The organism is Seohaeicola saemankumensis (genome assembly GCF_021021435.1).
In the GTDB taxonomy this organism is placed as follows: Bacteria; Pseudomonadota; Alphaproteobacteria; order Rhodobacterales; family Rhodobacteraceae; genus Seohaeicola.
The window spans coordinates 251,738-263,134 of record NZ_JAINWI010000005.1; the positions used below are offsets into that span (position 1 = coordinate 251,738).

Annotated in this window: 15 protein-coding genes and 1 tRNA gene; 4 read left to right on the plus strand and 12 right to left on the minus strand. The window is 59.6% G+C overall.

Annotated features, from left to right (window positions below; translation table 11 throughout):
• Nucleotides 1–44 precede the first annotated feature (44 nt).
• Both K7H22_RS04795 and K7H22_RS04800 read left to right on the plus strand, forming a co-directional pair.
• On the plus strand, nucleotides 45–605 hold the full coding sequence (locus K7H22_RS04795; RefSeq protein ID WP_230799601.1) for a glutathione peroxidase: 561 nt from the start codon (nucleotides 45–47) through the stop codon (nucleotides 603–605).
• Nucleotides 606–618: 13 nt separating this feature from the next.
• Complete coding sequence (locus K7H22_RS04800; protein WP_230799602.1) at nucleotides 619–1,749, plus strand: acetoin utilization protein AcuC; 1,131 nt, start codon at nucleotides 619–621, stop codon at nucleotides 1,747–1,749.
• Nucleotides 1,750–1,765: 16 nt separating this feature from the next.
• Here the strand turns inward: K7H22_RS04800 and ureG are convergent, their stop codons facing one another.
• From ureG to K7H22_RS04840, 8 genes are read right to left on the minus strand one after another with little or no spacing between them, the layout of a single operon-like run.
• On the minus strand, nucleotides 1,766–2,377 hold the full coding sequence (gene ureG, locus K7H22_RS04805) for an urease accessory protein UreG (protein ID WP_230799603.1): 612 nt from the start codon (nucleotides 2,375–2,377) through the stop codon (nucleotides 1,766–1,768).
• A complete protein-coding gene (locus tag K7H22_RS04810; protein ID WP_419248144.1) occupies nucleotides 2,374–3,075 on the minus strand; it encodes an urease accessory protein UreF in 702 nt (233 codons plus the stop codon). Before K7H22_RS04810 ends, ureG begins: the two co-directional genes overlap by 4 nt.
• Nucleotides 3,026–3,577 (minus strand): urease accessory protein UreE, encoded by a 552-nt coding sequence (locus K7H22_RS04815; RefSeq protein ID WP_230799604.1) that lies wholly within the window; start codon nucleotides 3,575–3,577, stop codon nucleotides 3,026–3,028. Before K7H22_RS04815 ends, K7H22_RS04810 begins: the two co-directional genes overlap by 50 nt.
• A 17-nt stretch (nucleotides 3,578–3,594) precedes the next feature.
• Nucleotides 3,595–5,355, minus strand: coding sequence for an urease subunit alpha (gene ureC / locus K7H22_RS04820; RefSeq protein WP_230799605.1), 1,761 nt, complete (start codon nucleotides 5,353–5,355; stop codon nucleotides 3,595–3,597).
• A 38-nt stretch (nucleotides 5,356–5,393) separates the two neighbouring features.
• Nucleotides 5,394–5,699, minus strand: a complete 306-nt coding sequence (locus K7H22_RS04825) for an urease subunit beta (protein WP_230799606.1) — start codon at nucleotides 5,697–5,699, stop codon at nucleotides 5,394–5,396.
• A gap of 10 nt (nucleotides 5,700–5,709) precedes the next feature.
• Entirely contained in the window at nucleotides 5,710–6,297 is a 588-nt protein-coding gene (locus K7H22_RS04830) for a HupE/UreJ family protein (protein WP_230799607.1), read from the minus strand.
• A 28-nt stretch (nucleotides 6,298–6,325) separates the two neighbouring features.
• Nucleotides 6,326–6,628 (minus strand): urease subunit gamma, encoded by a 303-nt coding sequence (locus tag K7H22_RS04835; RefSeq protein WP_230799608.1) that lies wholly within the window; start codon nucleotides 6,626–6,628, stop codon nucleotides 6,326–6,328.
• A gap of 1 nt (nucleotide 6,629) precedes the next feature.
• A complete protein-coding gene (locus K7H22_RS04840; RefSeq protein WP_230799609.1) occupies nucleotides 6,630–7,376 on the minus strand; it encodes an urease accessory protein UreD in 747 nt (248 codons plus the stop codon).
• Nucleotides 7,377–7,825: 449 nt separating this feature from the next.
• On the opposite strand from K7H22_RS04840, the gene K7H22_RS04845 reads away from it, so the two are divergent.
• Both K7H22_RS04845 and K7H22_RS04850 read left to right on the plus strand, forming a co-directional pair.
• Nucleotides 7,826–7,902, plus strand: a tRNA-Met gene (locus tag K7H22_RS04845).
• A 788-nt stretch (nucleotides 7,903–8,690) separates the two neighbouring features.
• On the plus strand, nucleotides 8,691–9,008 hold the full coding sequence (locus K7H22_RS04850; RefSeq protein WP_230799610.1) for an excinuclease ABC subunit A: 318 nt from the start codon (nucleotides 8,691–8,693) through the stop codon (nucleotides 9,006–9,008).
• A 291-nt stretch (nucleotides 9,009–9,299) separates the two neighbouring features.
• Here the strand turns inward: K7H22_RS04850 and K7H22_RS04855 are convergent, their stop codons facing one another.
• The 4 genes from K7H22_RS04855 to K7H22_RS20215 form a co-directional block, all read right to left on the minus strand.
• Nucleotides 9,300–9,977, minus strand: a complete 678-nt coding sequence (locus tag K7H22_RS04855) for a DUF4386 domain-containing protein (RefSeq protein WP_230799611.1) — start codon at nucleotides 9,975–9,977, stop codon at nucleotides 9,300–9,302.
• Nucleotides 9,974–10,195 carry a hypothetical protein gene (locus tag K7H22_RS04860; protein ID WP_330165832.1) on the minus strand — a complete coding sequence of 74 codons (222 nt, stop codon included), beginning with the start codon at nucleotides 10,193–10,195 and terminating at the stop codon, nucleotides 9,974–9,976. Before K7H22_RS04860 ends, K7H22_RS04855 begins: the two co-directional genes overlap by 4 nt.
• A gap of 55 nt (nucleotides 10,196–10,250) precedes the next feature.
• The gene (locus tag K7H22_RS20145; RefSeq protein WP_330165833.1) at nucleotides 10,251–10,454 is read right to left on the minus strand and encodes an NAD(P)H-dependent oxidoreductase; all 204 of its coding nucleotides are present in this window, start codon (nucleotides 10,452–10,454) and stop codon (nucleotides 10,251–10,253) included.
• Between the two features lie 490 nt (nucleotides 10,455–10,944).
• Nucleotides 10,945–11,094 carry a helix-turn-helix domain-containing protein gene (locus K7H22_RS20215; protein WP_419248145.1) on the minus strand — a complete coding sequence of 50 codons (150 nt, stop codon included), beginning with the start codon at nucleotides 11,092–11,094 and terminating at the stop codon, nucleotides 10,945–10,947.
• Nucleotides 11,095–11,397 lie beyond the last annotated feature (303 nt).

The following is an 11,397-nucleotide window of genomic DNA, read 5'->3' on the forward strand; positions in this document are numbered from 1 at the left end:
CTAGTCCACGGGCCGAGTGTGCAGCCAATATGCGGGAGAAAGCGATGATCAGTTTTTTGCAAAAAAGCTATCCGGCCATTCTGCTGACCATGTTGCTGGCGGTTGCCTCGGTCATCATGACCTATCCGGCACAGGCGCGCGGGCCGTTCGTGTTCGACTCGATGGATGGCGGCAGCCTGTCACTCGACGACTGGCGCGGACAGCCTGTTCTGGTAGTGAACACCGCCTCGCGTTGTGCCTACACCCGCCAGTATGACGAATTGCAGGCACTCTATGACCGGTACCGCGATCGGGGCCTTGTGGTTTTGGCCGTGCCTTCAAACGATTTCAGGCAGGAACTTGCGACCAATGACGAGGTCGCGGAATTCTGCGCCATCAATTTCGGCCTCGATCTGCCCATGGCGACGATCACTCCGGTCAAAGGTGCCGCGGCGCATCCCTTCTACAAGTGGCTTGCCGGTTCCGAAGGTTTCACACCCCGCTGGAACTTCAACAAGGTGCTAATTGCACCGGATGGTACGGTTGCAGGCACTTTCGGCTCGCCGGTCAAACCGATGTCGGGGCAGATCACGTCGCGCATCGAGGCGTTTCTGGCCAAAGGCTAGGCCGGACGTCAGTATGACGGATAGGTCTCAAGCGCGCTTCATCGGCTCAGAAATTTATCGCGGTTCCAGTTATGGCGACTGGCATCCTTTGCGGGTCCCGCGCGTATCCACGGTAATGGATTTGAGCCGCGCGCTGGGCTGGCTGGATAGCTCCGCCTATATCGCCAGCCCCCGTGCCAAGCCCGCCGCCCTGTCGATCTGGCATGACCCAACCTATATTGCGGCCCTGGAACAGGCCGAAACGGACGGCTACGTGTCTGAGGATGTGCGTGCGCGCCACAACATAGGCACCCATGCGAACCCTGTCTTTGCCGAGGTCTTCCGCCGCCCCGCGACAAGCGCCGGTGGCGCGCTTCTGGCGGGCGAGTTACTGGCGCAGCCGGGCGTGATCTATGCGCCAGCGGGTGGAACGCATCACGGTATGCCGGACCATGCCAACGGGTTTTGCTATTTCAACGATCCAGTGCTGTCGATCCTGTCGCTGCGCCGCCAAGGCGTTCAGCGTATCGCCTATGTCGATATCGACGCGCATCATTGCGACGGGGTGGATCACGCTTTTCGGGATGATCCCGACGTCTTGCTGGTTTCGGTGCATGAGGAAAATCGCTGGCCGCGCACAGGTGCCTTGCAAGACAAGGGGGCAGGGCAGGTCTTTAATCTGCCGGTGCCAAAAATGCTGAATGATACTGAAATGATGATGATACAGGATCAGTTTATCCTGCCGGTGGTCGCGGGTTTCAAGCCGGATGCGATCATTCTGCAATGTGGAGCCGATGCTTTGGCCGAAGACCCGCAATCGCGTTTGACGCTGTCGAACAACGCGCTCTGGTCGGTTGTGACGGCGTTGCGTCCTTTGTCTCATCGGTATCTTGTGCTGGGCGGCGGGGGCTATAATCCGTGGTCGGTAGGTCGAGCATGGACTGGTGTCTGGGCCGTGCTCACAGGGCACGAAATCCCCGATCGCCTGCCAGCAGATGCTGAAGCCGTGTTGCGGGCGCTCGCCTGGCATGGAAACCGCCGTGGCAGGACGCCACCGGACCACTGGTTCACAACCCTGCAAGATAAGCCGAACAACGGCCCGATCCGCGCGCAGATGCGCACAAGCGTCGATGACTTGCAGGCACGTTTGTTCCGTCAGGTCTGAAGGGCGCACAGCCCGCTCAAAGACCGCCGATCGACTTGATCAGGGCCACCACGTTATCCAACCCTTCACCCTTGCGGAGCGCGGTAAAGACAAAGGGCCTGCCAGCACGCATGCGCGTTGCGTCGCGGTCCATCACCTCGAGGGATGCGCCGACATGCGGTGCCAGGTCGGTTTTGTTGATGACAAGAATATCCGAGCGGGTGATCGCGGGGCCGCCCTTGCGAGGAATCTCCTCGCCCGCAGCAACGTCAATGACATAGAGCGTCAGGTCTGCCAGTTCAGGGCTGAACGTGGCAGACAGGTTGTCGCCACCGCTCTCAATCAGAACGACCTGGATCTCGGGGTGGCGCTGGCGCATTTCGGCCACGGCCGCAAGGTTGATGGATGCATCCTCGCGGATCGCGGTATGGGGGCAACCGCCAGTCTCGACCCCGATGATCCGGTCAAGAGGCAGCACCTGCATCCGCATCAGCGCCTCGGCATCTTCTTGCGTGTAGATGTCATTGGTGATGGCACCCACCGAGTAGTCGTCGCGTAGGGCACGACACAGCGCAGCGGTCAGCGTTGTTTTACCCGCGCCGACGGGACCGCCAATGCCGATCCGCAATGGGCCATGAGGAGAAGTCATGATCTGAATAGCCTTGTATATTGGGTTTCATGTTTCATCGCGGCGATATCTGCCATGAAGGTGGCACCACCCAGTTCGTCCAGGCCCAACCCGGCCAATGCCTCTTCCGCCAAGAGATCGCAGAGCGGTGTCATTCTGGACAGGACGCGCTGACCCTCTGTTTGGCCCAGCGTCACCAGCCGCATCGCAGCGCCCGTCAGGTTGCTGGCAAATCCGTGCAGGTAGAGCGGCAACACCTGTTCCAGCCCCACACCGATCAGGCGGGCGGCGCGACCGACCGCCACGGGATAGCACAGCGTCGGCAGGTCCATCTCCCAGATATCCGCCGTCGTCTTCACAAAGGCCGCTCCCTGTGCGGTAGTTTCCAGCAACCGTTCGGCAGAAGGGGCCAGCGCGCGGCCCATTGCATCGACAGCGGCCAGTTGGGTATCGTCTTCGGCGCGCCATGCAGCGGCCAGCAACAGAGCGTCATTGCGCCCGCTGCCATAGGTCAGAATATCGGCCAGCCATTCCTGAAAGGCGGCTGCATCCGTCACATCGCCTGCATGCACGGCCCATTCCAACCCGTGCGAGTAACTGAACCCGCCCACCGGGTATGCCGGGGAGAGCCATTGCATCAGCGTCACAAGATGGGGTGTCGGGATCATGTCAGTGCTCGTGTTCATGGCGGTGATTGTGGTGATCATGATCATGATCATGGTCGTGTCCGTGCGAATGCGTATGGTCCGCGACGGGATTGCCATGGGCATCCCCGTGGCTGTGACCATGCGTACGGCCATGCCCGTAAGCGCCACCTTCCGGCGTGAAGGGCGCTGTCACCTCGGTCACCTCGGCCCCCAGCAGGGCAAGCATGTCACGCATGACGCGGTCCCGCTGGATCAGCAGACGATCCGCCTCGATCTGGCAGGGTGTGTGGCGGTTCCCGATATGCCAAGCAAGCCGCACCAGATCCGCCCCGCGCACGTCGAGCAGCGATTCTGCTGCCGCCTGAACCTGCACAACACGCCCGTCTGAAAGAACGAACCCGTCTCCGCTCGCCACCGAGACTGTCTGCGCCAGATCGACCACAAAGGCCCCGCCCGCAGCCGTTTCCAGCCGTTTGCGCCGCAGGAATCGTGCATCATAGGTCAGTTCGCACACATCGGTAGGCGGCGGTAGATCAGCGGCACTCGTCAGATGATGGACATGGGGCAGGGACATCGGATCGGCCTTTCGGATCAATAGAGGAAATAACGCTGTGCCATCGGCAGAACTGTCGCGGGCTCGCAGGTCAGCAATTCACCATCGGCGCGTACCTCGTAGGTTTCGGGGTTCACGTCGATATGCGGGGTGGCATCATTGAGCCGCAGATCGGCCTTGCCGATCTGGCGCGTATTGGCCACGGCGAGGGTTTGCTTGGCCAGCCCCAGCCTGTTCCTGATCCCGTCCGCCTGCGCCGCTTCGGATACGAACGTGACGGCTGAATGTTCCAAAGACCGCCCGTAGGCGCCGAACATGGGACGCGAATAGACAGGTTGCGGCGTCGGGATCGAGGCATTGGGATCGCCCATTTGCGCCACCACAATCGTACCTGCCATCAGCACCATTTCGGGTTTCACACCGAAAAAGGCGGGATCCCACAGCACCAGATCGGCGCGTTTGCCGATTTCAATACTGCCGATATGGGCGGATATGCCATGCGCGATGGCCGGATTGATCGTGTATTTCGCGATATAGCGGCGCACGCGGAAATTGTCGTTGTCGCCGGTTTCTTCCGGCAAACGCCCGCGCTGTTTGCGCATTTTGTCGGCGGTCTGCCATGTGCGGATCAAGACCTCGCCCACACGCCCCATCGCCTGACTGTCGCTGGCGATGATCGAGAACGCCCCCATGTCATGCAGGATATCCTCGGCCGCGATCGTTTCGCGGCGGATGCGGCTTTCGGCAAAGGCCACGTCTTCGGGGATGGATTTGTCCAGATGGTGGCAGACCATCAGCATGTCCAGATGCTCGTCCACCGTATTGACGGTAAAGGGCCGCGTCGGGTTGGTGGAGGAGGGCAGGACATTGGGCAGCCCGCAAATCTTGATGATATCGGGTGCATGACCGCCGCCTGCGCCCTCGGTATGAAAGGCGTGGATCGTGCGGCCTTTCAGGGCGGCTACGGTATGTTCCACAAAGCCGGATTCATTGAGCGTGTCGGTGTGGATCATCACCTGCACGTCCATCGCATCGGCCACGGACAGGCAGCAATCAATCGCCGCGGGCGTTGTGCCCCAATCCTCGTGCAGTTTCAGCGCACAAGCCCCCGCAAGCACCTGTTCCTCAAGCGCAGCAGGCTGCGAAGCGTTGCCTTTGCCGGCAAAAGCCAGATTCATCGGAAAGGCATCCGCCGCTTGCAGCATCCGCGCAAGATGCCAAGGCCCCGGTGTTACGGTTGTGGCCAGCGTGCCATGCGCGGGGCCAGTGCCGCCGCCCAGCATCGTTGTCACTCCCGAATGCAACGCATCTTCCATCTGCTGGGGGCAAATGAAATGGATATGGCTGTCGAAACCACCTGCCGTCAGGATGCGTCCCTCGCCCGCGATCACCTCGGTCCCCGGTCCGATGATGATCGAAACGCCGGGTTGCGTGTCGGGGTTTCCTGCCTTGCCGATGGAATGGATGCGTCCGTCGCGCAGGCCGACATCAGCTTTGTAGATGCCGGTCCAGTCCACGATCAGCGCATTGGTGATCACCGTATCCACCGCCCCGCCCGCGCGTGTGATCTGGCTTTGGCCCATCCCATCGCGGATCACCTTGCCACCGCCGAACTTGACTTCCTCGCCATAGATGGCCGCATTCGGCCCGCTACCGCCGCTCATGGCGCTCCCGACGGCAAGTGCCGTAAGGTCGCGTTCAACCTCGATGATCAGGTCCGTATCGGCCAGTCGCAGGCGGTCGCCTGTCGTGGGGCCATACATCGCGGCATAGTCTGCGCGGGAAATTTTGATGGGCATCGGAATGATCCTTCGATGAATGCTGCAAAGTCAGAGTGTCAGAGCGGCCCCATGACCGCCTGATTGAATCCCTGCACGATCCGGCCCCCCCCATAGGGAACAAGCTGCACCTCGCGGCGCTGTCCGGGCTCGAACCGCACGGCCGTGCCCGCGGCGATATCCAACCGCAGGCCCCGCGCGGCGTCGCGGTCAAAGTCGAGCGCGGGGTTTGTCTCGGCAAAATGGTAGTGGCTGCCGACCTGAACAGGACGGTCGCCGGTATTGGCCACCATCAGCGTGACCGCTTCGCGCCCTGCATTCAGGGTCAGGTCGCCGGATGCGGGAAACAGTTCTCCTGGGATCATGTTTACGCCCTCAGCCTGCCACAGCCAGCCATGCGCCCAGAACGGCGACGAGTCCGCCCATCCCGCGCAGGGCCGTCATCTGCGACAGGCGTGCAAGCCCCAGCCCCAGCGCAAGACCCGCAGAATGCAAAAGCGCCGTGGCACTGGCAAAACCCGCAAGATAGGCAATCGCCTCCGCGCCACCCATCTCGGTGCCATGCGCATAACCGTGAAACAGGGCCAGAAGCGCGACAATTGCCATGCCTGCGGCCATCGGCACGCGGACGGCCAAGGCCACCAGAACCCCCATCACGATCACGGATGCAAGGATAAGCGGCTCGACCACCGGCAGTGGCAGGCCCACAAGCGACAGCACGAAACCCAGTGCCATTGCAGTAACAAAGGCGGCCGGAACAGCCCAGGCCGCCCGCCCGCCCAGCATCGCGGCCCAGATCCCGACAGCCACCATCGCCAGCACGTGATCCGCGCCGAAAACCGGATGGGTAAAGCCCGCAGCGACCGCACCATGCGCGGCCGGATCAAGATGCGCCATCGCAGGGGAAGCTATCAGCGTAAGCGCGAAACCTGCAAAACCGCGTGCAATCATTTTGTATTTCATTTTCTCTACCTTCTGCAATTTGGGCGGATCAGCGGATCGGGTTGTGAACGGTCACCAGTTTGGTGCCATCTGGAAAGGTTGCCTCGACCTGCACCTCGTGGATCATCTCGGGCACGCCTTCCATGCAATCGGCCCGGGTGATCACCAGCGCGCCCGCCTGCATCATGTCGGCGACAGACCGGCCATCGCGCGCCCCCTCGACCACCGTGTCAGTGATCAGGGCAATCGCCTCGGGGTGGTTCAGCTTCACGCCGCGGGCCAGTCGCTTGCGGGCTACTTCGGCAGCCATCGCCACAAGCAATTTGTCTTTCTCTCTGGGGGTCAAGTTCATCTCAAATCATCCAGGTTCGCGGTAAAGGGGCGTCGTTAAGTTGTGCCAGCAAAGGCAGCAGGGTTTTTCGCAGTTCAAAACTGTCCTCTGCGGCCAGACGCAGAAACAGAACATCGGGACGGATCAACGAAGCCCCGGCTTTCTGCGGCAGGTTGTGGCGCAACTGCTCAAGATGTGCCGCCGCCTCGTCACTGCCGGTCGGTGTGACGAGCAGAACACTGGCCAGTGCAACCGCACCGCCACCGATGGCGCGCCGCTGCAGATGGGTGCTCGCGTCGCCCGACAAACGTGTCCTGTCGATGAAAAGCGGAGCCTCGTCCCGCCAGACCTCGATACGGTCGGAAAGCGTCAAGTTACTGATGCGCTCACCCATGGCGGTGCGCCCGAAAACAAGTGTCTCGACCAGCAGGCAGCGCGCCTTGCCGTCCAGATTGACACGAAGGCGACGGTCAAGAGCCGCGCCATCGAACAGGATTGTCTCTTGTGGCAACCAGTCCAGGCGCCCGCCGCAACCCACGTCGATTACTGTGCTGACCGTGCCCGGCTCGCGCCCGCTGGCGCGGTATATCCGCTCTGCCGCTTGCGTGGTCATGGTCAGGCGGCTGGACGGATCAACCGTTGCGGTTACGCCCAGGTTGTCACCACCTGTGATCCCGCCTGAAGTGTTTACCAGCACGGCGCTCAACCGGTCAGCCGCGCCGCGTGGAAACAGGAATTTCAGGCAACCGGAATGGCGCAGATCGCCCAAGACCGACGCACCGCTTTCGGCCCGTACCTTGCAGCGCAGATACCCTGTTCCAACAGCCCGCGGAGGGGTTGTGCGGCGGTCGGGTAAAACAGGCTGCACGGCGTCGAAAATTGGTGTCTCTCCTGCATTTTCCCGGGCGGTTTGACGGCACTAGGATCGCACGCCTGTTCCCGAAGGTTGGCTGAAATGATGCAAAGGTCCGAGGCGGGAAAACATCCGCGACCGCCATATCGACGCTGATAGGCGCATGATATGTGTATTAAATGGGCGGTATGCCTTATTTATGAGCGTTATAGTGACGACACTGTGGGAAATCGAGATCGCATCCAGATGGCACATGCCTTTGAGCGTGCAGGTCAGCCGCACAGACAGAATGTCCGATTCAGCAACAAGGATGCTGTTTCGCCCTTGACGGGCCGAGCGCGCTTTCGTAAAGCCCAACACGCTTTGGCGGAGTAGCTCAGTTGGTTAGAGCAGCGGAATCATAATCCGCGTGTCGGGGGTTCGAGTCCCTCCTCCGCTACCAAACATTCCCCTCACATGACCCGGCACGACCCAGATCAGGGACTGGAGCCACCCGGTCACCTCGAAGGTAAATCCTTGATCTGTGACAGGAAAAATCGTGACTCTGGCGATGATCTTGTGAAGCGTTTCAACCAGTTCTCGGTCACATTGGGGGTTCAAGTCGGTTAGCTTCCAAATAAGGGCGTCGATGGTCTCGTAATATTGCTTCAAAGTAGCGGGGTGAAGTTCGACCACCTCGGGTTCCTTTTGATCGGCGAGTCGGGCTTCTAGGGCGTTTCTTTTGACCGTCGCGTCTGAGATGTCTTTCTCTGCGGGAGGGCCATCGATCACGACACAGCACCACCTCACCGCCTATTGATCGCTTGCCCTGCAGGTCTGTCGAGTATCATTGAATCAATGACCGCAAGCCGCTTTCCTTGAACCTTAATTCACATCCCACAGGTGGCTTGCAGTCTCGGCGTGCATCCACTCTGGCCAATGCCCGCACAAAAGCAATTTCAAGTCGGTCGGGCGATAATACTGTTTGAATCTGACGATTCCGAGCGGGGCATCAAAGCCCGCTATTGGTGGTAAGAAGTTTTGAGAGTTAGACGTGTTTCGGGAACCGCGATACATTAAAAATACCTCCCACTATTGAAGATGTAGCGGTCCGACTCTTATGAATTTCCAAAACTAGGTAGACTGCGCCCAAAGAGCTTGGCGGACACCCGCCGTTGTGGCTGAACAGGGGTTGGCAAGAGGCTACCGTTGGTCCAAGTCTGAATCTGGCCTCAACTAAATGGGTGTGTGATGCGCTGGATTATACCAAGCTTGATGGCGGTTTTAATAGGCATTGCTCCAGTGTCCGTTCTGGCAGGTTCACACCAAGGCTGTCCCCCCGGAATCGCCAAGAAGAACAATGGTTGCCTACCGCCAGGACAAGCCAAGAAGATTCTGGGACTCGGAGATCGCTTAGAGGGCGATTATGTGTTGATTAGAAATCCAAACCGTTTTGGCCTGAATCCCAATTCGACATATTATCGGCTAGGCGACTATGTTTATCGGGTCGATCGCGAAACCAAAGAAGTGCTAGATCTTATCGGTGCCGTTGCGGCGGTTTTGAACTAAACTCTGTGGCAAAAATGTAGGGTAAGCGCGTCGGACCTTGTGCAGACAGCTTCAAACGCTTGGCCTCGACGCTCTGCGGCTTAGTTGATTGCATGGCTTTTGAAACGGGTGTTTTCGGTCTACAGCCCATCTTCATCCATCCCTCGGATGCTGCGCGACGGCTGCATTATGCGTGTCGTTCTGACATTGAACAGGGTCCTCGGTGGGGGAATACAGACTTTGCGGGATGTTGCGTAAGCCGCTTTTCTTGCGTCTGACTGCACTTTGCTATGCCCCCGCAGATCGGCCCCTTCAAACTGGATTCCTTTGCAAAAGCAATCGCAGGCAGAACGCCATCTCAGCGAGGATCGTTATCGCATACGCCGGTGCGAAAGCAGATAAAAGGCCGGGCGCAAAGAACCGCAGGCCGCTCCCGACCAGATAGACAAGCCCTGCAACCGTCAAGCCCAACCCGAAGGCTTTTGCGAAAAGTCCCGACCGCCAGACAAGCGCCCCCATCATGAGGCTGCCAGCACCGAAGAACACAAGCCCCAGGTCGTAGCCATGGCCATGCAAATCAAGAAACACCAGTGCCAGTTTGTGAGCGTCAACCATACCGGGCGAGTCCGAGAGCAACAACCATGCAGCCTGCAGAGCCATGAGATTGGCAGCGATCAACACGGTCTGGATCAGGCGGAACACCATCGCAGACAGGGCCAGCCCAGGCGCAATGGCGCGGAAAATCAGGTAGAAAAGAATTGCCAGCCCTGCGTCGCACAAGGCCATTAGCAAGTCGGCGGCGATGGCCAACCGAAACCTGCCCGGTGCCTCAAGGATCGCAGCGGCGGTTGCGTCTGCATCGCCAAGGTCGATCAGAGGAGCGCGCAGCCCAAGTTCGGCACCGAGGCCCGCGATAATGATGACCAGATAGAGTAGTCCGGCAAGCCGCACTTTCTGCGCCAGTTCGGGTGTGAATGTGTGAATGATCATGTGGCATCTCCTTGCCTGTGCTTCATGTCATGTGGCGTTCGTTTGCGACGATACAGGGCGTGCTGGCGCATGCGTGGGTCTGTCTGGTTCGCATTCTGTCCGAACCAGACAGACCCAAGGACAACCGTAGCCCCGACCCCCTGCAAAAGCGATAGGGACTGGCCCAGCCAGATCCAACCCAATGCGACTGTCATCACCGGGCTCATCATGCCCAGCATCGCGACTGCGCCCGGTTCAAGTCTGGCACCCGCCTACCGAACCATACAGCGTAGGTCACAGCAGTGCCGCCTTGTGCCCGCCATGCTGCGAGCCTGTAGAGGTGAAGACAGCGGCGAACTTATCCACAAGAGCGTTACGCGCCCAACCTCCACCTGCCTGATCAAGGAATGACTGCATTTTTCCGGCCATCATTCCGAAGAGCGTCGGGGTCCCGAAGATGATAGCGTCGTCAGCCTCAAGGTAAGCCGGTGTCGCCACGGGTGTGTCGTCCGGAGCGAAGCCCGCCTTGTGCCTCACCTCGTCCGGGACAGTTTCGGGTACAAGGCACAAGGCACAAGGCGCAGGTCGGCATGGGTACCGGGCATGGAATGCGCGTCTTCGACCTCGGCCTGCGCAAGCGCGGACATGGCCATAGCTGGAATAGGAGAGAACAAGAACGCGGGTCATGGGAGCCTCTCGGGGTTTGCAGGTTCATTGTCCGAGAGGATGGGGGATTTTGGGCGGGAGAATAACCGGCCTGCGCTCAATTCATTCTTTACGATGGTTGAATAATGTCAGGGCTGTAGCGCCGCGCAGGGGTGATCGATAAACTCTGTTACCTTCGCTTCATTCCGCAGCCGCGAGGCAGTTACGGCGAAGATGTCTGGGGCCGGACGTTCCCTGTCGGGCAGTATACGAACAAGGCTGCCACGCGTTTCTGGTTCCTTCAAGATGAAGTCCGGTACAGTGCCGATTCCAAGGTCCGCGATCAAAAGATCGCGCAGCAGAAGGCTTTTGCCAACAGCTTGACCTGGCGGCTCAAGAGAACGGGTGACACGCCAAGATCCTTTGCCGCACGCGCGAAGCTGCCGCGCTCGACGATGCGGCGGAAGGCTTGCATGACACAAGGCTTGTCCATTCTTATCGTCGATCGGACTGGGTTGACCGGCTCTTTGTTTGGCTGTCAACTGGAGCAGCACCATATTATCAAAACGCTGCGAATGTCTTGGTGATCGGCCGCACCCATCATTTCCACCAAATCTGCAAAAACAAGGGCGTTGCGTGACGTGTCCAGTCTGAAGCTGGGATAGAAAACGATACTGTGCCATTCACCGGCTTAGGTGCTCCAGCCTCATTTCCGTACTCAATGGTGGAAGCTGTCCGCATGTCCGACTTTGGGCATTATGGAGCAAATGGTTACTATCCGCCCCTTGTGCTAGTG